This is a genomic window from Brevibacterium sp. Mu109 (assembly GCF_900169375.1).
Taxonomy (GTDB): Bacteria; Actinomycetota; Actinomycetes; order Actinomycetales; family Brevibacteriaceae; genus Brevibacterium; species Brevibacterium yomogidense_A.
This window is the reverse complement of record NZ_FXZF01000002.1, coordinates 71,004-92,441: the sequence shown is the minus strand read 5'-3', so window position 1 is coordinate 92,441 and position 21,438 is coordinate 71,004. Positions and strand designations below refer to the sequence as shown.

The 21,438-nt window shown below is 69.5% G+C and carries 16 protein-coding genes and 1 tRNA gene; 11 read left to right on the top strand and 6 right to left on the bottom strand.

Going from position 1 to position 21,438, the window contains the following annotated elements:
• The first annotated feature begins 171 nt into the window (after positions 1-171).
• Positions 172-429, top strand: coding sequence for a type B 50S ribosomal protein L31 (locus BSP109_RS01740; protein ID WP_087006601.1), 258 nt, complete (start codon positions 172-174; stop codon positions 427-429).
• A 76-nt stretch (positions 430-505) separates the two neighbouring features.
• Here the strand turns inward: BSP109_RS01740 and BSP109_RS01735 are convergent, their stop codons facing one another.
• Entirely contained in the window at positions 506-1,372 is an 867-nt protein-coding gene (locus tag BSP109_RS01735) for a PfkB family carbohydrate kinase (RefSeq protein WP_101599187.1), read from the bottom strand.
• Positions 1,373-1,486: 114 nt separating this feature from the next.
• Positions 1,487-1,957 carry a tRNA (cytidine(34)-2'-O)-methyltransferase gene (locus tag BSP109_RS01730; protein ID WP_101599186.1) on the bottom strand — a complete coding sequence of 157 codons (471 nt, stop codon included), beginning with the start codon at positions 1,955-1,957 and terminating at the stop codon, positions 1,487-1,489.
• Positions 1,958-2,202: 245 nt separating this feature from the next.
• On the opposite strand from BSP109_RS01730, the gene BSP109_RS01725 reads away from it, so the two are divergent.
• The 6 genes from BSP109_RS01725 (at position 2,203) to BSP109_RS01700 (ending at position 12,367) form a co-directional block, all read left to right on the top strand.
• Entirely contained in the window at positions 2,203-3,828 is a 1,626-nt protein-coding gene (locus BSP109_RS01725) for an HNH endonuclease signature motif containing protein (RefSeq protein WP_101599185.1), read from the top strand.
• 50 nt (positions 3,829-3,878) lie between these two features.
• Positions 3,879-4,712, top strand: coding sequence for a hypothetical protein (locus BSP109_RS01720; RefSeq protein WP_087006592.1), 834 nt, complete (start codon positions 3,879-3,881; stop codon positions 4,710-4,712).
• Positions 4,709-6,367, top strand: a complete 1,659-nt coding sequence (locus BSP109_RS01715) for a DNA polymerase Y family protein (protein WP_101599184.1) — start codon at positions 4,709-4,711, stop codon at positions 6,365-6,367. The genes BSP109_RS01720 and BSP109_RS01715 overlap by 4 nt, the downstream gene beginning before the upstream one ends.
• 13 nt (positions 6,368-6,380) lie before the next feature.
• The gene (locus BSP109_RS01710) at positions 6,381-9,797 is read left to right on the top strand and encodes an error-prone DNA polymerase (RefSeq protein WP_101599183.1); all 3,417 of its coding nucleotides are present in this window, start codon (positions 6,381-6,383) and stop codon (positions 9,795-9,797) included.
• 195 nt (positions 9,798-9,992) lie between these two features.
• Positions 9,993-11,336, top strand: a complete 1,344-nt coding sequence (locus BSP109_RS01705) for an O-acetylhomoserine aminocarboxypropyltransferase/cysteine synthase family protein (RefSeq protein ID WP_087006588.1) — start codon at positions 9,993-9,995, stop codon at positions 11,334-11,336.
• Positions 11,333-12,367: a homoserine O-acetyltransferase gene (locus BSP109_RS01700; protein WP_087006586.1), complete on the top strand. Its 1,035-nt coding sequence runs from the start codon at positions 11,333-11,335 to the stop codon at positions 12,365-12,367. The genes BSP109_RS01705 and BSP109_RS01700 overlap by 4 nt, the downstream gene beginning before the upstream one ends.
• Here BSP109_RS01700 and BSP109_RS01695 read toward each other — a convergent pair.
• Positions 12,342-14,390: an acyl-CoA dehydrogenase gene (locus BSP109_RS01695; RefSeq protein WP_101599182.1), complete on the bottom strand. Its 2,049-nt coding sequence runs from the start codon at positions 14,388-14,390 to the stop codon at positions 12,342-12,344. The genes BSP109_RS01700 and BSP109_RS01695 overlap by 26 nt on opposite strands.
• Positions 14,387-14,998, bottom strand: a complete 612-nt coding sequence (locus BSP109_RS01690; RefSeq protein ID WP_101599181.1) for a TetR/AcrR family transcriptional regulator — start codon at positions 14,996-14,998, stop codon at positions 14,387-14,389. Before BSP109_RS01690 ends, BSP109_RS01695 begins: the two co-directional genes overlap by 4 nt.
• 122 nt (positions 14,999-15,120) lie before the next feature.
• Between BSP109_RS01690 and BSP109_RS01685 the strand changes: the two genes are divergently transcribed.
• The 4 genes from BSP109_RS01685 (at position 15,121) to BSP109_RS01670 (ending at position 18,846) form a co-directional block, all read left to right on the top strand.
• On the top strand, positions 15,121-16,416 hold the full coding sequence (locus BSP109_RS01685; RefSeq protein WP_087006581.1) for an acetyl-CoA C-acetyltransferase: 1,296 nt from the start codon (positions 15,121-15,123) through the stop codon (positions 16,414-16,416).
• A gap of 25 nt (positions 16,417-16,441) precedes the next feature.
• Positions 16,442-17,791 (top strand): 3-oxoacyl-ACP reductase, encoded by a 1,350-nt coding sequence (locus BSP109_RS01680; RefSeq protein WP_101599180.1) that lies wholly within the window; start codon positions 16,442-16,444, stop codon positions 17,789-17,791.
• On the top strand, positions 17,791-18,690 hold the full coding sequence (locus BSP109_RS01675; RefSeq protein WP_087006577.1) for a MaoC/PaaZ C-terminal domain-containing protein: 900 nt from the start codon (positions 17,791-17,793) through the stop codon (positions 18,688-18,690). The genes BSP109_RS01680 and BSP109_RS01675 overlap by 1 nt, the downstream gene beginning before the upstream one ends.
• 69 nt (positions 18,691-18,759) lie before the next feature.
• Positions 18,760-18,846 (top strand) — tRNA-Leu (locus BSP109_RS01670).
• A gap of 75 nt (positions 18,847-18,921) precedes the next feature.
• On the opposite strand, the gene BSP109_RS01665 is transcribed toward BSP109_RS01670, so the two are convergent.
• Positions 18,922-20,121 (bottom strand): glycosyltransferase, encoded by a 1,200-nt coding sequence (locus tag BSP109_RS01665; protein ID WP_101599179.1) that lies wholly within the window; start codon positions 20,119-20,121, stop codon positions 18,922-18,924.
• Positions 20,122-20,136: 15 nt separating this feature from the next.
• Positions 20,137-21,360 (bottom strand): NAD-dependent epimerase/dehydratase family protein, encoded by a 1,224-nt coding sequence (locus BSP109_RS01660; RefSeq protein ID WP_087006573.1) that lies wholly within the window; start codon positions 21,358-21,360, stop codon positions 20,137-20,139.
• Positions 21,361-21,438: the final 78 nt, after the last annotated feature.

The following is a 21,438-nucleotide window of genomic DNA, read 5'->3' as shown; positions in this document are numbered from 1 at the left end:
CTCAGCCTAGCCACGAGCGGTCCGCACCTGTGTACAATGAGTAGCTGGTCCGCGCGCGGCCCCTCGGGGCCAGACCTCCATGTCGGTCGCGGACAAGTGCGGAATTCGGGCACTGGCAGGCAGCGCGAGCTGCATCAGGGCCTGATCAGAATTCACAGCAAAGGACTTAAAATGAAGAAGGACATCCACCCGGAGTACAGCCCGGTCATCTTCAATGACCTCGCTTCCGGCACCAAGTTCCTCACCCGGTCGACCGCGACGAGCGAGAAGACCCTCGAGTGGGAGGACGGCAACACGTACCCCGTGATCGACGTCGAGATCTCTTCGGCATCGCACCCGTTCTACACGGGCAAGCAGCGCATCCTCGACTCCGCCGGCCGCGTGGAGAAGTTCAAGGACCGCTACAAGGGCTTCGGCCGCCGCGGCTGAACGCGTTCTCACACGGCTGCGGGCCCGGAATCCTCTTCGCGAGGGTTCCGGGCCCGCAGTCGTTCGGTCCAGGCGTTCAGTCCTCGGCGCCGTAGTCCTCCACTGTCACGAACAGCCCCTCCTGCGGCTGAACACGCGAGGCGGGGTGGAAGAGCGAATCGACCCCGGTCGCGTTCACGAGCGAGGAGGCGATCCCGTGGGCGACCCGGGCCTTCGCGCTCCGGACCGCCTCCGCGACGTCAAGACCCGTCGCGAGTCCCGCCGCGATCGAGGAGGCGAAGGAGCACCCCGCACCGTTCACGAGCTTCTCGTGAGCCTTCGGCGCCGTCAGGACGGTGACGCGCTCTCCCGACTCCGTCTCCTCGAGCAGGACGTCGATGGCGTCCGGTCCGGCCAGACGCGCGCCGCCCTTCACGACGACGTGCTTGGCACCCATCGCCTTGATCGCGCGAGCGGCCGTGACCATCTCGTCGATCGACTCGATCGGATCCGCGCCGGTCAGCGTCGCCGCCTCCTCGAGGTTCGGGGTGATGACAGTCGCCAGGGGCACGAGGTTCTCGACGAACAGGTCCTTGAGGTCGACCATCGTGCCGCTGCCCTTGCAGACGAGCACCGGGTCGAACACGTAGGGCAGCTCGTTCTCACGGAGACGGCCGGCGAGGGCGAGCGCCGAATCGACGGACCCGAGCATCCCCGATTTGATGACGGAGAAGTCGTGGATCGCGAGTGTGGATTCCAGTTGCTGGACGATGAGGTCCGTGTCGAGGAAGTTGATGACGTGCCCGAACGAGTCGTCCGGATCGAACGTGACGACGCAGGTGACGACGGCGGTGCCGAACGCACCGTACTCGTTGATCATCTTGAGGTCCGCTGCGATGCCCGCACCTCCGGACACATCAGATCCTGCAATGGTGAGGACGCGGGGAGTGGTGGGATCAGTCATGCGAGACGATGTCCTTCGTCGTTGGTCTTCAGTGTCTGCCTCCGAGCTTCGACGACGGGCCTGGGGAAGGCACATCGCTGAGCCCGAATGGATCGCCTCGATCATATCGCTTCGTCACGCCCCTCCGGGGTACCCGTGCTGTCGCCAGGCTTCGTAGACCGCGATCGAGGCGGAGTTCGCGAGATTGAGTGACCGGCGGGACGGCTGCATGGGGATCCGCACCTGGAGGTCGACGTGCGGATCGTCGACGACCTCGTCGGGCAGCCCCGTGGATTCCCTGCCGAACAGGAGCACGTCGCCGGGCTGGTAGGCGACGTCCGCGAAGCTGTCCTGCGTGTGCGTGGTGAAGGCGATGACGCGGCGGCCGCCCAGCGTCTCCCACACGTCTTCCAGGGTCGGATGGACGGTCACGTGCGCGAGGTCGTGGTAATCGAGACCGGCTCGCCGCAGCTTCGCGTCGGAGAGGTCGAAGCCCAGGGGCTCGACGAGGTGCAGATGCGCTCCGGTCACGGCCGCAAGACGGATTGCGTTGCCGGTGTTGCCGGGGATCTCTGGAGTGTGGAAGACGATGCTCAGGTCCTTCATAAGAGCTTCAGCCTACTGACGTCCCCGCGGGGACGTCGCAGGGGCCCATGGGGGAGCGGCAACAGCGGACCGTTCGGTTTATCTATCGTTCATGATGCGCAGTTCGATGATCGGATATCCCTTTGAGCGGACTTCCATGTCCGTGCCTCCTTCTACTGTGTCAGCACAGCAGCAGATCGGGGAGCCCACCCGCGACGACGGCGTCGCGCATCCCCGATGGACCCGATGGACCTCAGGAGGATGCGATGACGGACAGCACCGACGACACTCAGGGCGACGGCCTCCCCAGCGCGGTCGGGATCGACGAGGCGCAGGAGATCGCGGACCGCATGCGTCGCCTCGCCGGCAGCATCGCCCGGCAGCAGGCGCAGTTCCTGCAGCTGCTCGACCAGATCGACCGGTCAGAGGCGTGGACGCACTGGATCGGCGTCCGCACCCTCGCCCAGTGGGTGTCCTTCGTGTGCGAGATGGATTCGCACACCGCACGGGAGCACATCCGGGTCATGCGGGGCCTGCGCGCGCTGCCGCAGGTCGCCTCCCTGCTGGAGGAGGGGAAGATCTCCTTCAGCAAGGCGCGCGAGATCACTCGCCTGAGCGGTCGCATCGACGACGAGGAGGCGGCGGAGATCACCCGGCATGCGACCGCCTCACAGATCTCCGCGATGGTCGCCGCCTATCGGCGACTCGACCCGTCGGATCCGGAGGGCATCGCCGAGGTCCGGGTCCCCCTGGCATCGTCCGCCGAGGCCCCCGGCAGTGAGGAGGCCGCGGTCACTGTTCGTCTGCCTCGCCGGCTGGAGCAGGACTCTCTCTACATCTCCACCCAGCAGTACGGGCGGACCCGCATCATCCTGGATCTGCCGGAGGCCGATGCGGTCGAACTCCTGGAGGCGCTCGATGCAGTCCGCGATCGCCTTGACCGCACGGAAGAATCCGACGACGGCGCCGACGGCGGACCCGACAGCGGGGGAGAGGCGTCCCCTCCACCGCCCGTGCGCGCCGAGCATCGTGCGACGCGGGTCGATGCCCTCCTCGAGGTCATGCGGGAGCACCGGGATGAGATGTCGCGGAAGGACCGGGGACGCGCGGCCCGCGCCACAGTCGTCGTGCACGTCTCGCCCGAGGCCCTCGGTGCAGGCAGCGGCGCAGAGGGTGCAGAGAGCGCAGAAGGTGCAGACGTCCCCGCGGGGACGTCACGGAGGCTGACGGAGCGCTGCCACGCTGCGGAGCGCGGCCCACTGACGACCGCCTCGGCGGCTCGCCTGGCCTGCGGCGGCGAGCTGGTCGGAGCCCTCGTCGACGCCAGCGGAGACGTGCTTGCGCTGGGGCGCTCCCGCAGACTGGCATCTCCGCAGCAGCGCATCGCGCTGTCCGCCAGGGACCTCCACTGCCAGTTCCCCGACTGCACCCGCCGCCACAGCCTGGAGGCTCACCACATCCGCATGTGGAGCGAGGGCGGCCCCACGGACATGGACAACATGCTCCTCCTCTGCCGATCGCATCACATCGCCGTCCACGAGAACCGCCTGCGCATCACCCGCGCCGCCGACCGGCCCTTCACCGGCGCCCTGCGCGCGGGGTCGGGGTTCGACGTCCACACGGAGGAGGGCGCGCTCCTCCGCGCAGGCGATGAGCTGCTCTCGGATCCCTCCGACTGCCCCGATTCCGCGGACCCCGCCCCCGCGACGTCTGTCACCCATCCGTCACTCGTCGACCTCCCGAATGCCCGACTGGGGCCCTGTGAGCCGGACATCGTGACGATCGGCGGCGGGTGGGGCTTCACCCTCGATGCAGGGGTCGCGTGGCTGTTCGATGCGGAGAGGACACTGCGCGACCATCGGGCCGGCGGGCAGGCGCAGGGCTCTGCGTGAGCGACACCAGCACACTTGCCGCGTTCGAACGTGTGTTCGATACTGGGGGTATGTCCGTCGCCCCCACACCCGCCACCGCCGCAGCAGATGCGGTGACGGATGCGCGCGCACTCACGCAGAAGCTGAGTCGTTCCCTGGGCATCCCCACGGCGACGGCCCTCATCGATCAGGCACGCCCTCGGCCGGTCGGCTCCGCACTCGCAGGACTCTTCGCGCGGGGAGGCCTTCCTCAGGGAGAAGTCGTCTCCCTCAGCGGGCGGGCCGTGCTCTCCCTCGCGCTGGCCTGCTGTGCGGAGACGACCCGGGACGGAGGGTGGTGTGCGGGCATCGGACTGGGAGCACCAGCGGCCTCAGCGATGCGGGATCTGGGAATCGACCTGTCACGCTTCGTCTGCCTGGACACCCCTGCACAGGACTGGATGCGCGTGACGTCGATCCTGCTGGAGTCCTTCGACGTGCTCGTCGTCGATCCGGGGTTCTCCGCCTCGGCGGGGGACCGAGCGCGGATCGCCGCCAAGCTCCGGGACAGCAGAGCGACCCTCATCCTGCTGAATGGTCCTGGAGCAGCGAAGGGAGGAGTGAAAGAGCGTGGGAGTTCGTTCCCCGGAAGCTCCGAGCGGCTGACAGTCCTCGAGGAATCCTGGGAGGGGACGGATCGTGGCACGGGCCGTCTGCGCAGCAGGACCCTGCGCCTGCGCAGCGCGCACACCGGCGAGCACACCCTCGTCCTCCCCGACTCCCACGGCGCGACCACAGCTCCGCGGTCTCGCCCCTCCTCTTCCTCCGCTGCTCCCGTGGCCTCCGCCGCTGTATCCCACAGCGTCCCCGCAGGGACGCTCCGTCTCGTCTCAGACTCCTCCACACGCTCCGACGGTGCCCCATGACGCAGCGGCTCCTCGCCCTCATCGTTCCGGATTGGCCAGCGCTCGCAGCGGCGATCGACGCGGACCTGTCCGCCACGGATCCCGTCGCCGTCCTGCGGGCGAACCGGGTCGTCTCCGCGAATGCGCCGGCCCGAGCACTGGGCATCAGCCGGAACATGCTGAATCGGGCCGCACGGAGCCGCTGCCCGGGCCTGGTCCTCACCGCGTGGGATCCGGAAGGGGAGGCCCGCCTCTTCGTCGCAGCGACGCAGGCCCTCGACACCGCAGTGGCCCGCTTCACCGTGCTGGGGCCCGGAGCGGTGAGCGTTCCGGCCGACTCCCTGCAGCACGTCCACGCGGATGAGGCCTCCGCGGTGGAGTATCTTCTCGCCAGACTCACGGAGTCGACCGGCTGGGAGTTCCTGCCCGGGATCGCGGACACGCCCTTCGCCGCGCTCCTGGCCGCGCGCACCTCCACCCGTGTCGAAGCCGGTCGCACCCCGGAGTTCCTCGCCGTCCAACCCGTCCACGCGCTCGAAGCCGCGGACCTCCTCGACGAGACCCTCGACCCGGAGGACCTCAGCGATCTCGTGAGCGTGCTCTCCCGACTGGGGCTCCGCACACTGGGCGACCTCGCGCGGCTCGATCCTGCAGACGTGGGAACCCGGTTCGGACGGCTGGGGATGCGTGCTCGGGATCTGGCACGGGGCCTCGGCGATCGAGGGCTGCGCGACCACACGCGCGAAGCGGACCTGTCCGTCGAGGCGCCGCTCGAACCTCCGACGCCGCGCACGGACGTCCTCGCCTTCCGCGCCCGCAGCGCCGCCGCAGAGCTCTTCGCCTCGGTCCGTCGGCGATCTCTCGCGTGCACCCAGGTGACGATTCGGCTCACCGCGACCTCGGGGGACCACCACGAGCGGACGTGGCGGCTCGAGGACATGGACGACAACCGGGTCGCGGACCGGGTTCGCTGGCAGGCGGAGGGCTGGCTGAGCTCTCGGACCGGGCGGAAGACACGGAAAACGCGGAAGAAGGAGTCCGAGCAGAAGGAGACTGCACAGGAGAAGGCTGCCCAGAAGGAGGCTGCCCAGGAGATCGCGCCCGAGGACGACCTCGGTCTCGACGAGGGGATCGCGCTCCTCACACTCACCGCGGCAGAGCTCGCGGCCCCACTCGAGACCCAGCGCAGCCTCCTCGACGGGAGCTCCGGCGACGTCTCCCACAGCCTCGAGCGGGTGCAGGGCCTGTTCGGCCCCGATTCCGTGCTGGTCCCCGGCGTGCAGGGAGGTCGGGATCCCGGTGAGACGAACCTCTGGACGCCGTGGCAGCAGACGCCCCGTGCCGCACGCGATCCCGAGGCCCCCTGGCCGGGCACGATCCCCGCCCCGCACCCCGCACGCGTCCTCGACACCCCCATCGAGCTGCTCGATGAGTCCGGCGCGTCCGTCAGTGCCCGGCCGGCAGGTCTCGACAGGCCGCCCGCCCTTCTGCGCATCCCCGGATCCGGGGCGTACCGGATCGTGGATCATTCGTCAGCATGGCCCGTCGACACCGGCTGGTGGGACCCTGCTCTCCGCCAGTACCGGGTGCGTCTCCAGGTGCTCGCCGACGACGGCACGGCCTTCCTCGTGTGCAAAGAGGAAGGGCGCTGGCGCCTGCTGGGAGAGTACGCATGAGGGAAGTGGCCGCATGACGGGCTTCAACCCGCGCACGCCCTGGTCCGAGCTCGAACGCAGGCTCTCCGACCGGCCCCCACCCGAGCAGGCGCGCACAGACCAGCCGAGCACAGACGAGCCCGGCACAGATCTGCCCGTCTCCGTCGGATCGTGGGGGACTCGACCTGCCCGGAGACTGCCGGACGAGACTCCACACGACAAGGCACCGGCACACCGCGTCCCCGCGGGGACGCCCTATGCGGAGCTCCACGCTCACTCTGACTTCAGCTTCCTGGACGGGGCCTCGGAACCGGAGGAGCTCGTCGAGACAGCGGTCGCCGCAGGGCTCACAGGACTCGCCCTCACCGACCACAACGGCCTCTACGGCGCCCCGCGCTTCGCCTCCGCCGCCGCAGAGGCGGGCCTCTCCACGGTCTTCGGCGCGGAGCTGTCGATCGGCCTCACGGAGCACATCCCCGGTCAGGTGGATCCGGACGCGGAGCACCTCCTCGTGCTGGCCCGCGGGGTGGACGGCTACCGGCGCCTGTCCGCCGCGATCACGACGGCGAACATGCGCGGCGAGAAGAACAGGCCGGTCTTCCACGCGGAGGAGCTCCTCGAGGAGACACGGACCTCCGGGGCCTGGCAGCTGCTGACCGGGTGCCGGAAGGGACCACTCGCCCGTGCACTCGACGACCCAGACGACCCCGACGGCGGCCTCACCGCCCTGCGGAACCTGCGCGATGCCGCAGGCCGCGACAACCTCGCAGTCGAGCTCACCCGCCACGGGCTGCCGGACGATGACGAGCGCATCCGCCACCTCACGGAGCTCGCGGAGCGGACGGGCCTGCCCCTCGTCGCGACGAACGCGGTCCACTACGCCACCCGCGCCCGCCACCGCGACGCGCAGGTGCGCGCGGCAGTCCGCTCCCGCCGCAGCCTCGACGCGATGGCGGGCTGGCTGCCGCCCACCGCCTCGGCCCGCATCCACACGGGCGAGGAGATGCTCGCCCGCTTCCCCCGCGCCGCGGTCGCCCAGTCCGCGCGCATCGCCGCCGAGGCCGCCTTCAGCCTCCGTGCCGCCGCACCCCGCCTGCCCACCACTCCGATCCCGCCGGGCCACACGGAGGCCGAGCACCTGCGCAGCCTCGTCTTCCCCGGAGCCCTCCACCGGTACGGCTCCCGTGAGACGGCGCCTCAGGCGTGGGCGCAGGTCGACCGCGAACTCGACACGATCGAATCGATGGGCTTCTGCGGCTACTTCCTCATCGTGTGGGACATCGCCCGGTTCTGCCGGGAGCGCGACATCTTCTGCCAGGGCCGAGGATCCGCCGCGAACTCCGCCGTCTGCTACGTCCTGGGCATCACGGCGGTGGACGCGGTGCGCTTCGGGCTGCTCTTCGACCGCTTCCTCACCCCTGACCGGGAGGGCTACCCGGACATCGACGTCGACATCGAATCCGATCGTCGCGAGGAGGTCATCCAGTACGTCTACGACCACTACGGCAGAGACCGCGCCGCACAGGTCGCGAACGTCATCACCTACCGGGCGAAGTCGGCGGTCCGGGACGCGGCCTCCGCACTGGGCTACGCACCCGGCCAGCAGGACGCCTTCTCGAAGGGCATCCGCCGCTGGTCGAGCCTGCCCGCAGCCGGCGAGCCGGTGGGGGACAACGAGGACGGGGTGCCCGGCCCGGTCCTCACCGCCGCCGCCGGCCTGCTGGGGACGCCCCGGCACCTCGGCATCCACTCCGGCGGGATGATCCTCGCGGATCGGCCGATCGGCGAGGTCGTCCCCATCGAGCCCGCCACGATGGAGGGGCGCACCGTCGTCCAGTGGGACAAGGACGACTGCGCTGCGATGGACCTCGTGAAGTTCGATCTGCTGGGGCTCGGAATGCTCACCGCCCTCCACGAGTCGATCGATCTCATCGCCCGGCACACGGGGGAGCGGATCGACCGGGCCGCACTCCCGCAGGAGGACCCGGCGGTCTTCGACATGCTCTGCGCGGCCGACGCGGTGGGCGTCTTCCAGGTCGAGTCCCGCGCACAGATCGGCACCCTGCCGCGACTTGCTCCCCGCAGCTTCTACGACCTCGCCGTCCAGGTCGCGCTCATCCGGCCGGGCCCCATCCAGGGCGGATCCGTCCACCCCTACATCCGCCGCCGGCAGCAGAAGGAGGAGGTCACCTACCTCCACCCGCTGCTGCGCTCGAGCCTCGAGAAGACGCTGGGCGTGCCGCTGTTCCAGGAGCAGCTCATGCAGATGGCGATGGACGTGGGCGGGTTCTCCGGGGCGGACGCGGACGAGCTGCGCCGCGCGATGGGATCCCGCCGGTCCGAGACGCGGATGCGACTCCTGTCCGAGCGCTTCCTCACGGGAGCCGCAGCCCGCGGCGTCGATGAGGAGATCGCCGTGGCGATCTTCGACAAGATCGCCGCGTTCGCGAACTACGGCTTCCCCGAATCGCACGCGATCAGCTTCGCGAACCTCGTATACGACTCGGCCTGGCTCAAGCGGCACCATCACGCGGCCTTCACCGCCGGGCTGCTGCGCGCCCAGCCGATGGGCTTCTACTCCCCGCAGTCGCTCATCGCCGACGCCCGCCGCCACGGGGTCGGCATCCGTCCCGTCGACGTGAACGCCTCCCAGGTGCTCGCGGATCTCGAGGCGGACCCCGCGTCCGGCGGCGGATGGCCGGATGCCGCCGGGGGACTGGCGATCCGGGTGGGCCTGGCCTCTGTGCGGGACGTGGGGAAGGACGCCGCCGAGGTCGTCGTCGCCGCCCGCAGCGACGACGGCCCCTTCGCGTCGGTCGGCGAGGTCGCCCAGCGGACAGGGCTGTCCACCCGCGCACTCGAGGGACTCGCGACGGCCGGCGCGTTCGCCTCACTCGGCCTGGACCGCCGGGAGGCGCTGTGGGTGGCCGGCGGGCAGGCGGGTGCCTCTCCGGCGACGCTGCCGGGGACCTCGGGCCCGGAGACCGCACCGGCGCTGCCGGGCATGGACGCCTTCGAGACGACGCTCGCGGAGCTGTGGGCGACCGGGGTGACCGTCGACGGGTACCCGACGGAGGTGCTGCGGGAGGCTCTGCGCACCCGCGGGTACGGCTCCACGCGGGATGCGTGGGACGTTCACGACGGCACCCGTGTGACGGTCGCCGGCATCGTCACCCACCGCCAGCGGCCGTCGACCGCCGACGGGATCACGTTCTTCAACCTCGAGGACGAGTTCGGCATGCTCAACGTCGTGTGCACCCGCGGACTTATGCAGCGGCACCGCAGGATCGCACTCACGAAGAACGTCCTCGCGGTGACGGGCCTCATCCAGCGGGCGGACGGGGCACTGCGTCCCGATGGCGCGCCGGGCGCCGCCGTCGTGAGCCTGTATGCGCACCGGCTGACGCCGATCGCCACGGACATCGCCCCGCGCGCCCGTGACTTCCAGTGAAGTCGATGGTCCCCAGTGACGTCGATGACTTCCAGTGACGCGCTGTGACACCGGAAGAGTCCGATTGTGACGTTCGATGACGCACCCCTCGCCGGTCGGCTGCGGGTTCAGCCACGATGGACCCAGTACGACACTGACGGACCTCAGTCCGGTGCCCGGCCCCACGCCGCGCGCCCTCCAGCGAAGGAGCTCCCCATGACCGCGTTCGAGACCCTCCAGATCCACGCCGGCCAGGAGCCGGACTCGCAGACCGGCGCCCGCGCGCTGCCGATCTACCAGACCACCTCCTTCGTCTTCGACTCCCAGAAGACCGCGGCGGACCGCTTCGCGCTGTCCGACCTCGGCCCGATCTACACCCGTCTGGGCAACCCCACGAACGAAGCGGTCGAGGGCCGTGTCGCAGCGCTGGAGGGAGGCGTCGGCGCCGTGCTCGTCGCCTCCGGCCAGTCGGCGGAGTTCCTCGCGCTGCTGAACGTCGCGGGCGCGGGCGACCACATCGTCGCGAGCGGCAGCCTCTACGGCGGCACCTACAACCTCTTCGCGGTGACCCTCCCGAAGCTCGGCATCGAGACGACCTTCGTCGAGGCGGGCGACCCCCAGGCCTGGAAGGACGCGGTCCGGGAGAACACGAAGGCGTTCTTCGCCGAATCGATCGCGAACCCGCGCTCCGAGGTCCTCGACATCGCGACCGTGGCGGATCTGGCCCACGACGCCGGCGTCCCGCTCATCGTCGACAACACGATGGCGACCCCCTACCTCGTCAAGCCGATCGAGCACGGCGCGGACGTCGTCGTCCACTCGGCCACGAAGTTCCTGGGCGGACACGGCACGTCGATCGCAGGCGTCATCGTCGACTCCGGGAACTTCGACTACACGCGCTACCCCGATCGCTTCCCCGGCTTCAACGAGCCCGACGAGTCCTACAACGGCCTCGTCTTCGGCCGTGACCTGGGCCCCGACTCGCCCTTCGGCGCGAACGTGTCCTACGGCATCAAGATCCGCGTCCAGCTGCTGCGCGACCTGGGTCCCGCGGCCTCGCCGTTCAACGCCTTCCTCATCGCCCAGGGCATCGAGACGCTCAGCCTGCGCATCGAGCGCCACGTGGAGAACGCCAAGAAGGTCATCGACTTCCTCGACGGCCACCCGCAGGTGGAGAAGATCCACTTCGCCGGACACTCATCGAGCCCCTGGTACGAACTGGGCAAGAAGTACCTGCCGAAGGGCGCGGGCTCCGTGCTCGGCTTCGACATCGCCGGAGGATTCGACGCGGCGGTCGCCTTCGTGGACGCACTCGAGCTCCACTCGCACGTGGCCAACATCGGCGACGTCCGCTCTCTCGTCATCCACCCCGCCTCGACGACCCACTCGCAGCTGAGCGAGGAGGCACTCGTCGCTGCGGGCGTGAACCAGAGCTTCGTGCGGCTGGCCGTGGGGATCGAGGGGATCGACGACATCCTCGCGGACCTGGAGACGGGCTTCGCCGCCGCGCAGGCAGCGGCGGGAGCCTCCTCGGGTCAGGACACCCAGGGTGCCCAGTGACGACTGTCGTCCCCGAGACCTCGCACCGCACGCGCACCGCGCGTCTGGGAGCACTGACACTGGAGACCGGCGTCGTGCTCCCGGACGTGACGCTCGCCTACGACACGTACGGCGTGCTGTCCCCGCAGCGGGACAACGCGATCCTCATCGAGCACGCGCTCACGGGCGACTCGCATGCCCACGAGTGGTGGGACGGGCTGATCGGCCCCGGCCGGACGCTCGACACCGACCGCTGGTTCGTCGTCTGCGCGAATGTGCTGGGCGGCTGCTCGGGCTCGACGGGACCGGCCGACCCCACGAGCGCTGAGCACGCGGGGAGCGCCTTCCCGCTCATCACGGTCCGCGACACCGTGCACGCAGAGCTGCGGCTCGCGGATCAGCTGGGGATCGATGTGTGGCACACGGTGCTCGGCGGGTCGATGGGCGGCGCTCGTGCACTCGAGACCGCTCTCATCGCCCCGGACCGGGTGGCCCGCACCGGTGTCTTCGCGGCTCCCGCCTTCTCCGATGCGGACCAGATCGCGTGGGGCCACATCCAGATCGCAGCGATCCGCGCGGATCGCGAGCGCGGCCTCGGCATCGCGCGGCAGATCGCCCACCTGACGTATCGCGCCGATGCAGAGCTCAACCACCGGTTCGAGGCGCGCCAGCAGGCGACGAATGCTCCTGCACAGGAACCGGGGGAGAGGTACTACGCGATCCAGAGCTACCTCGACCACCAGGCGGGGAAGCTCCAGGGCCGCTTCGACCCGGATTCGTACGTGACCCTGTCACAGGCGCTCATGGACCACGACGTCCGCCGAGGCCGTGATGCGGACCTGCGCCGGGCCCTCGCGGGAGCCGGGGGCCGGTTCCTCGTGGCCGCCGTCACCAGCGATCGGCTCTACACCCCTCCGCAGGTGCGGCTGCTCGCCGACAGCCTGCCCGCCGGTGCCGAATTCAGGACGATCACCAGCTGGGCGGGCCACGACGGCTTCCTCACGGAATCCGATCAGGTCGGAGCGCTCATCTCCGAGCTGCTCGCTTCCTGAGCTCCTTCTCGTCCACCGGCCAGTCAGAGCGTGCACGCGCGGCGCGGTAGTAGGCACGGGCTTCGTCCTGCCGCTCCGCCTCCGCCCCGTCGGCGATCGGGGAGCGACGATGCGCCGGGCCGTAGCCGAACGAGTCGACGAGGTCGAGCGAGTTCTCGGCGAGCTTCGCGCACAGGGAGTCGATCGTCGGACCGATAAGGCGGGCCCGTGCCATGGGCAGGCGGCCGTGCATGCTGTGCCAGCCCATGTGCTTCTCGATGAGGGTGAGGCCGTAGAGGTCACGGATCCTCCGCAGGATCTTCGCCTCGTCCGGGTGCCGGCCCTCGTCCTCGACCCGGTGCATCTCCGTGTTGAGGCCCTGCCACTTGAGCAGCTCGATGTAGGCGATCGAGGCTTCGATGAGCTCGTTCTGGTGCTTGTTGAACAGCGCCGCGCTGTCCGCCTGGCTCATCGAGCGCGCCGGCCGCAGCGCCTGGGCGACCGAGGCGACCATCGTCTCGACGCGGTCGGAGAGGAGTGCCTCCTGCACCTTGCCCGACCGGACCCGCTTCGATCTCACCGATGTGGTCACGAGGTCGCCGATCGTCCGGCCGATGTTCGCGACGCCCGTGCGGAAGAGGGTGTGCTCTGCGGCCTGCGCGCCGATGAAGCGGGCGGCACCGCCGAAGTCGATGTCCTTGAGCTCCTTCGCGTAGTCGGTGAGGAGCCGCTTGCCGACCAGCTGGAGGAGGACTGTGTTGTCACCCTCGAACGTCACGTACACGTCCATGTCCCCGTAGAGGCCGACGAGCCGGTTCTCATCCATGTACCCGGCACCGCCGCATGCCTCCCGGCTCTCCTGGATCGTGTCGAGCGCGTCCCACGTGCTGAGTGCCTTGAACCCGGCCGCCTGCGTCTCCAGCAGCTCGCGCTCCTCACCGGATTCGTCCGCGCCGGAGAACACCGCGTCGAACGTGTGCAGCAGCGTGTCGTGCGAGATGGCGTTCGCGTAGGTCTGGCTGATGAGCGGCATGAGCCTGCGCTGGTGGCGCTGGTAGTCGATGAGCCGCGTCTCCTCGACGGGTGAGGTCGATGTGAACTGGCGCCGGTCGTGCGCGTACCGCACCGCGATGTCGAGCGCGAGCTTCGACGCGACGACTGCGGCCCCGTCGAGCGAGACCCGTCCCTGCACCAGGGTGCCGAGCATCGTGAAGAAGCGGCGTCCGGGTGAGTCGATCGGCGACGAGTACTCCCCGTCGGCCGTGACGGCCCCGTAGCGGGTCAGGAGGTTCCCACGGGGGACCCGGACCTGGTCGAAGGCGATCCGACCGTTGTCGACGCCCAGGAGTCCGCCCTTCTTCCCGTCGTCCTCGATGGTGATGCCGTCCACGACGCTGCCAGCCTCGTCGCGGACGGGGACCACGAACGCGTGGACTCCGTGGTTCACCCCGTTCGTGATGAGCTGCGAGAACACGACCGCGGCACGAGCGTCCCGTGCAGCGTTGCCGATGTACTCCTTCGTGGCCGCTCGGAACGGCGTGTGGATGACGAACTCCTGAGCCTCCGCATCGTAGGTCGCGGTCGTCGCGACCTCGGCGACATCGGATCCGTGGCCGATCTCCGTCATCGCGAAGCTGCCCAGGAGTCGGCCGGACAGCGCGTCGTCCAGCCACTTCTCGTGCTGTTCGTCGTTGCCCAGGTGCATGATCGCCCCGCCGAACAGTCCGAACTGCACGCCGGCCTTGATCTGCAGGCTGGGGGATGCCGCGACGAGCTCCTCGAAGCCCGCGACGTACTCCGCGTGGCTGTTGCTGCCGCCCTCGCCCTCGGACAGCGGCAGTCGTGTGAGACCGGATTCGGCGACCGCCGCGATGCCTGCGGTGGTCGCAGCCCGCAGCTCCTCGAGTGTGCCGTCGGCGGGCAGGTGGAGCGACGGATCCTCGGTGAGGTCGCGCATGCGCCGGCGGGCCTCGGCCCATTCGCCGTCGAGCACGTCTCGCAGGACCGTCGCATCGATCGTGAGCGGCGTCTTCCCTCGGTTCATTCGTCTTCCTTTCGTGAGGCCCACAGCCACGTGGCGAGGCGGGTGGTGAACTGTTCGGTCGAGTCGGTGTCTGCCGAGCGGTCGTCGCCCAGCCAGTTCAGGGTGCAGCTGCGGACGAAGCCCACGGCGCCCGAGGCCCACATCCGCTCCGTGGAGCCGGTCAGTCCCATGCGCGCGCACAGGAGGTCGACGACGTCGTCGAGGAATGCGCCCCCGCCGTCGTCCGAGGTGACGACGGAGTCGCAGAACCGATAGACGGCGGGGGACCGCACGCCCAGGGCGACGAAGGCGGAGATCATCGCCTCCAGCGCCTCCTGCGGAGTGCCGTCCGGGCGCCCAGCCTCATCGAGCGACCGGCGGATCACGTCCATGGCCCAGTCGCCCATCGCCTGCTGCAGCCCCCGACGGTCGTGGAAGTACCGGTAGAACACCGTCTTCGACGTTCCCGTCGCCTCCGCCAGGCCGTCCATCGACACCGTCTCGCCCCGCGTGGAGATCGCGATGCGGGCGCTGCGCAGGAGCTCACGGCGGCGCGTGCGGCGGTGCTGCTCCCAGCGGAGGCTCCGACCATCGCGGACGGTCTCATCGGTCATCGCACGGGCTTTCATGTAACTGACGGTATCAGGTACGGTCGGTACCGGTGAATCGGCTCAGAGCTGACTGAATCCGTCCGCGCGACACCCCCAGACGCGACACCTCAGACGCGTTCCCTCCAGAGAGGACCCACTCCATGACCCAGTCCCCGCAGCCCACGCGACCCGCAGCGATCCTCGGCGGCAACCGGATCCCGTTCGCGCGCGCCCATAAGCAGTACGCGCGCGCATCGAACCAGGACATGCTCACGAGTGCCCTCGACGGCCTCGTCGCCCGCTTCGGACTGGCGGGGGAGAGGCTGGGCGAAGTGGCCGGCGGCGCCGTCCTCAAGCACTCCCGTGACCTCAACCTCACGCGCGAGGCCGTGCTCGGCTCCGCGCTGTCTCCGGAGACTCCCGCGTTCGACCTGGGGCAGGCGTGCGCGACGGGGCTCGAGGCGACGGTGTCGATCGCCCAGAAGATCCGTCTGGGACAGATCGACGTGGGCATCGGATCTGGTGTGGATTCGGCCTCGGACGCTCCGATCGCGGTGAGCGAGGAGCTGCGCGGTGTCCTGCTGGAGCTCAACCGCGCGAAGACGATGTCGCAGCGCCTCAGGGCCGTCTCCCGCCTGCGGCCCTCCGATCTCGCGCCGGCGCTGCCGGACAACGGCGAGGCGCGCACGGGGCTGTCGATGGGCGAGCACCAGGCGATCACCACCGCGGAATGGGGCATCTCGCGCGAGGACCAGGATGCCCTGGCGCTGGCCTCGCACCAGCGGATGGCGGCCGCATGGGAGCGCGGCTTCTTCGACGACCTGGTCACCCCCTACCTGGGAGTCTCACGCGACACCAACCTGCGGGCGGACTCGACGATGGAATCGCTGGGCGCACTCAAGCCCGCGTTCGGCCGCGGTCTGTCCGCGACGCCCACCATGACGGCCGGCAACTCGACACCGCTCACGGACGGCGCGTCCTCTGTGCTGCTGTCGTCGCAGGAGTGGGCCGCGGACCACGGAATCGAACCGCTCGCGTACCTGGTCGACGCCGAGGCCGCGGCAGTCGACTTCGTCACCGGCAGCGAGGGCCTCCTCATGGCACCGGCCTACGCCGTGCCGCGACTGCTGGCCCGCAACGGCCTCACGTTCGCAGACTTCGACGTCTTCGAGATCCATGAGGCGTTCGCCTCGACTGTGCTCACCCATATGGCCGCATGGGAGAGCGAGGAGTTCTGCCGCGAGAAGCTGGGACTCGACGCACCCCTGGGCCCGATCGATCGCGACAAGCTGAACCCCAACGGCTCGTCGCTCGCCGCCGGCCACCCGTTCGCCGCCACCGGCGGGCGGATCATCGCGTCGGTCGCGAAGCACCTCAAGGAGACCGGCCAGCGTCGCGCACTCGTCTCGATCTGCGCCGCCGGAGGCCAGGGCCTCACCGCGATCGTCGAGGCCTGACAGACACCACCACTCGGAGGAACCCATGACTGATCGCTACACCAAACTCGCCAACGGTCCGCTCAAGGCACTGGTCAAGACGCTCGGGCTGCCCAGCCCCGTCCCGCTGCGCCGTCACAGTGACGGCGCGTACCTCAGCGAGCCCGTGCTCGTGCTGGGAGCCGGTGCCGCTGCGGACGCCTACGCACAGATCCTGCTGGACAACGGCTTCGAAGTCCGCCGCAAACCCACCTCGGAGAAGCTGTCGGCCGTCCTCGCCTTCTTCGACGAGGCGCAGGAGCCGACCGACCTCTCGGAGATTGCCCTGGAGATCGGGGGAGCCCTGCGCGGGCTCGTCCGCTGCTCCCGCGTGATCGTGTTCTCCCGCGATGCCCACATCAGCCCGGAGCGTCCCGCGGACACGGACCCGGCCCTCAACGCGACGCGCAACGGTGCGGTGGGCCTCATGCGGTCGCTCGCCCATGAGATGCGGGGCGGGTCCACCGCCAACGGCATCGTCGTGTCGGACGGCGTCCCGATGGACGCCCCGAGCGTCGTGAGCGCCCTCTGGTTCCTCCTGTCCTCGAAGTCCGCCTACGTATCGGGCCAGCCGCTGCACGTCACGACGGCTCACGGAGAGGCCGCCACCGCCGAGGCACTGGCCGGTGCACACCTGGACGGTCGCCTGGCCGTCGTCACGGGTGCGGCGCGGGGGATCGGCGCGGCGATCGCCGCGACGCTCGCCAGGGACGGAGCGACCGTCGTGGGCGTCGACGTGCCGCAGGCCGGCGACGCGCTCGCACGAACGATGAATGGGATCGGCGGCACCGCACTGCAGCTGGACATCACCGCGGAGGACGCGGGCCGGGTCATCGCGCAGCGCGTCGGGGAGCCGATCGACATCCTGGTGCACAATGCGGGCATCACCCGCGATCGGATGCTCGCGAACATGGAGGCCTCGCGCTGGGACTCCGTCATCGCCGTGAACATCGCCTCGCAGCTGCGGATGAACACGCAGCTCACCGAGGCGGGCGCATGGGGCAGCGCCCCGCGGATCATCTCGCTGGCCTCCACCTCCGGCATCGCAGGCAATCGCGGTCAGACGAACTACGCCGCCTCGAAGGCCGGGGTCATCGGGATGGTCGCCGCGTCCGCGGATCGCTTCGCCACACAGGGCGGAACGATCAACGCCGTGGCCCCGGGCTTCATCGAGACGGAGATGACCGCGAAGATGCCCACGCTCACGCGTGAGGTCGCGCGCCGTGTCGCGAGCCTGCAGCAGGGCGGGCTCCCCGTGGACGTCGCCGAGGCGATCGCCTTCCTCGCCGCACAGTCCTCCGGAGGGATCTCCGGCACGACGCTGCGCGTGTGCGGACAGAATCTGGTGGGTGCCTGATGCTCAGGACGTATCTCGCCGCTGCGGGTTCGAGTGTGCTCAAGCGCATCCGCCCCGCTGCCGCCGGCCCCCTCTCCCGGGTCGCCGGCCCAGAGTCCCCCCGCCGCACGGAGACCGTGACGGCCGATCCGCAGACGGTCGCGGAGTTCTGCCGCGCCGTCGGAGAACCGGTCCGCAACACCGTGCCGGTCACGTGGCTGCACGCCCAGGGGTTCGCAGCCAGCCTCTCGCTCCTGAGTGCTCCGGACTTCCCCGCTCCGGCCATGGGGATGGTGCACGTCACGAACTCCCTCACCCAGCTGCATCCCGTGCGCGTGGGCGACGCCGTCACCGCCACGGTGTGGATCGACGCGATCCGCACGCACCCGAAGGGGACGGAGATCGTCGTCGCGGCCGCGTTCGACGTCGACGGCCGGCGCTGCGTCGACGAGCGCTGCCATTACCTCGCGAAGGGAGTGCGGGTGGACGGTGCGACTCCTCACGACCCGGCGGAGCGCACGCCGTTCGAGGCACCCGATGCCACGATGAGCTGGAGGCTGACGCCCCGGACGGCGGATACGTATGCGCGAGTCTCCGGCGACGTGAACCCGATCCACCTGAACGGACTCGCGGCGAAGGCATTCGGGTTCAGGGGCCGGATCGTCCACGGGATGTACACAGCGGCCCGTGCGCTCGCATCCGCCCAGATCCGCGCCGATGCCTTCACGTGGGACGTGGAGTTCGCGACCCCCGTGGTGCTGCCCTCGACAGTCGCCGTGCGCGTTGCCCACGGCAGCGCTCTGACAACAGTCGACGTGTGGAATCCGCGCGACGGACGGCCCCACATGCTGTCCTCCATACGCACCGAGAGCGGCACCGAGAACGGTACGGAGAATGGTACGTCGAACGGGCGGCAGTGAGCCCGCTCACAAGCGGTCGGATCGATTTGGACTGGACCTGAGGAGTGTGTAATCTTGTCTCTGTTGCCCGCGCGGGTGGCGGAATTGGTAGACGCGCTAGCTTGAGGTGCTAGTGCCCTAATAATGGGCGTGGGGGTTCAAGTCCCCCTCCGCGCACAGCAGTGAGTGAGGCCCCTGGCCACGGAGAGATCCGCGGTCAGGGGCCTCACTCATTCACGAGGGCCCCACCCCTCAGCTCAGGGGAGGTCGCGCAGGATCCATCGGCCGGCCGAAGAGGGCCATGCGCCAGCCCGGCGGGCGGTGATCCGACCAGTACCGCTCCACGGCCTCCTCGTAGCAGTCGACGAGGCTCTCCGTCGCATTGCGCCAGCCGTGCTTCTCCGTCTCCTGACGGCCACCGGCGGACAGCCGTGCCCGCAGCGCGTCATCCTCGAGCACACGTGAGACCTTCGCCGTGATGTCGTCGACTGAGCCCGGCTCGTGGAGGAGGCCCCCGACGCCGTCATTCACCGCGAAGGGAAGCCCGCCGGCGCGAGCGCCGACGACGGGGACGCCCGAGGCCATGGATTCGAGGGCGACGAGGCCCAGCGTCTCCGTGGTCGAGGGGAACACGAAGAGATCGGCACTCGCATACGCGGCGGCCAGCTCCTCGCCGCCCATGTATCCGGTGAAGACGGTGCGGGTTCCCGCGAACAGACGCTCCAGCTCCTCGCGGTGCGGTCCCGATCCGACGAAGGCCAGCCGGACGTTCTCCGGTAGCCGATCCATCATCGGGCGCAGCAGGTCGAGGTCCTTCTCCTTCGACAGCCTGCCGACGTAGACCAGCAGCCGATCATCCGGGTTGCCGGCCGTCAGGCGCTCGCGCATGGAGCGGTCCGCGCGCTCGGGACTGTAGGCATCGGTGTCGACGGCCTTCGGCCACAGCTGCACGTTGCGGATGCCCGAGCCGCGCGCCCGCTGCACCATCTGCTGCGAAGTGCAGAGATTCACCTGGGCGAAGTTGTGCATCCAGGTGATCCAGCGGCTCGTGGTGTCCGTGATCCACTCCAGGCCCAGACGCTCCGTGTACGACGGCACGTCGGTGTGGAAGCTGGCGACCAGCGGCAGATCCCGCCTCCGCGCCGACAGCGTCCCGTACGCTGCGAGCCAGATCGGGTTCACAGCATGCACCACATGGGGGTGGAAGCGCTCCATGACCCGTGCGATCTCCGGAGTCGGCAGGCCGACGGACAGCTCCGGATACCAGGGGCGGAACGGGACCGCCCGCACCCGGACGACCTCGAAGCCCGCGAACGACTCCGGGGGGTGGCCCGGAGCGAAGACGACGACCTCGTGCCCCATCGCCTGGAGCTGCTCGAGGGAGCGGACCAGCCGCGTGACGACTCCGTCGACCTTGGGGAGGAAGACCTCCGTGAAGACGGCGATGCGCACCTGGTCAGCCGGCCGTCACGCGGACTCGGCGATCCGTGTCGGTGCACCGACCGCCTGGTTCTCGGTCCACAGCGACGTCGCCGGGATCTTCGTGAGGTCGGCACGATCAGCGTATCGACGGGCCGTCTCCTCGACCTCCTGCAGGAGTCCGGAGGAGAGGGTCGTCGGCTCGAGGCCCAGATCGAGGAAGGTCCGGTTCGACGCGTACAGGTCGTTCTCCGCGGACTCCTGCCGGGGGTTCGGGACGAGCTCCAGCGAGGCGCCGGAGATCTCGCAGATGAGCTCCGCCAGGTCGCGGACCCGGTGGGTCTCCGTCATCTGGTTGAAGATCTTCACCTTGTCCCCGCCCGCGGGCGGGTTGTCGACCGCGATCGCGATGCAGCGCACCATGTCCTGGATGTGGATGAAGGCGCGCGTCTGCCCACCCGTGCCGTGGACCGTCAGCGGATAGCCGACGGCCGCCTGCATGAGGAAGCGGTTGAGGACGGTGCCGTAGTCGCCGTCGTAGTCGAAGCGGTTGATGAGGCGCTCGTCGAGCTGGGTCTCCTCCGTGTGGGTTCCCCAGATGATGCCCTGGTGGAGGTCCGTGATCCGCAGCTTGTCGTTCTTCGCGTAGAACGCGAAGAGATGCTGGTCGAGCACCTTCGTCATGTGGTAGATCGAACCGGGATTGGACGGGTAGAGCATCGTCTGGTCGATGAGCTCGCCGGTCGCATTCCCGTCCGCGTCCTCGCCCGGCACCTTCACGTCGAGGTAGCCCTCGGGGATGCGCATGCCCGCCGTGCCGTAGCCGTAGACGCCCATCGTGCCGAGGTGGACCAGGTGCACATCGAGATCGGATTCGACGATCGCGGACAGCACGTTGTGCGTCGCGTTCACATTGTTGTCGATCGTGTACCGCTTGTGGGAGGGGGACTTCATCGAGTACGGGGCCGCCCGCTGCTCTGCGAAGTGGATGACCACCTCCGGACGGGCCTGCGACAGCAGTGCAACGAATTCCTCGTAGTCCTCGGCGAGGTCGACCTCGTGGAAGTCGATCGTCCGTCCCGTGGCCTCGGTCCACGCCGCGAGCCGCTCCTGCGGGGTGCGGATGGGCGTCAGCGAATCGGTCCCGAGCTCCTCATCGATCCGACGGCGGGACAGATTGTCGACGATTCCGACGTCGTGGCCCAGCTGGGAGAGGTGGAGGGCCGCAGGCCATCCGCAGAAGCCGTCTCCGCCGAGGACAAGGATGCGCACGTATGTCTCCTTCAAACGTTCATGTCGAGCTCTGGTCTCGTTCGTCGCTCCACACTACCCGCCCCGTAGACTGGCTGA

What these genes read in the sequence shown, in the direction of transcription:
- BSP109_RS01725 (WP_101599185.1), top strand. Translation starts at nt 2,203, where the DNA reads ATGACGGACAGCACCGACGACACTCAGGGCGACGGCCTCCCCAGCGCG.
- BSP109_RS01710 (WP_101599183.1), top strand. Translation starts at nt 6,381, where the DNA reads ATGACGGGCTTCAACCCGCGCACGCCCTGGTCCGAGCTCGAACGCAGG.
- BSP109_RS01685 (WP_087006581.1), top strand. Translation starts at nt 15,121, where the DNA reads ATGACCCAGTCCCCGCAGCCCACGCGACCCGCAGCGATCCTCGGCGGC.
- BSP109_RS01675 (WP_087006577.1), top strand. Translation starts at nt 17,791, where the DNA reads ATGCTCAGGACGTATCTCGCCGCTGCGGGTTCGAGTGTGCTCAAGCGC.
- BSP109_RS01690 (WP_101599181.1), bottom strand. Translation starts at nt 14,998, where the DNA reads ATGAAAGCCCGTGCGATGACCGATGAGACCGTCCGCGATGGTCGGAGC.
- BSP109_RS01715 (WP_101599184.1), top strand. Translation starts at nt 4,709, where the DNA reads ATGACGCAGCGGCTCCTCGCCCTCATCGTTCCGGATTGGCCAGCGCTC.
- BSP109_RS01730 (WP_101599186.1), bottom strand. Translation starts at nt 1,957, where the DNA reads ATGAAGGACCTGAGCATCGTCTTCCACACTCCAGAGATCCCCGGCAAC.
- BSP109_RS01695 (WP_101599182.1), bottom strand. Translation starts at nt 14,390, where the DNA reads ATGAACCGAGGGAAGACGCCGCTCACGATCGATGCGACGGTCCTGCGA.
- BSP109_RS01705 (WP_087006588.1), top strand. Translation starts at nt 9,993, where the DNA reads ATGACCGCGTTCGAGACCCTCCAGATCCACGCCGGCCAGGAGCCGGAC.
- BSP109_RS01735 (WP_101599187.1), bottom strand. Translation starts at nt 1,372, where the DNA reads ATGACTGATCCCACCACTCCCCGCGTCCTCACCATTGCAGGATCTGAT.
- BSP109_RS01680 (WP_101599180.1), top strand. Translation starts at nt 16,442, where the DNA reads ATGACTGATCGCTACACCAAACTCGCCAACGGTCCGCTCAAGGCACTG.
- BSP109_RS01720 (WP_087006592.1), top strand. Translation starts at nt 3,879, where the DNA reads ATGTCCGTCGCCCCCACACCCGCCACCGCCGCAGCAGATGCGGTGACG.
- BSP109_RS01740 (WP_087006601.1), top strand. Translation starts at nt 172, where the DNA reads ATGAAGAAGGACATCCACCCGGAGTACAGCCCGGTCATCTTCAATGAC.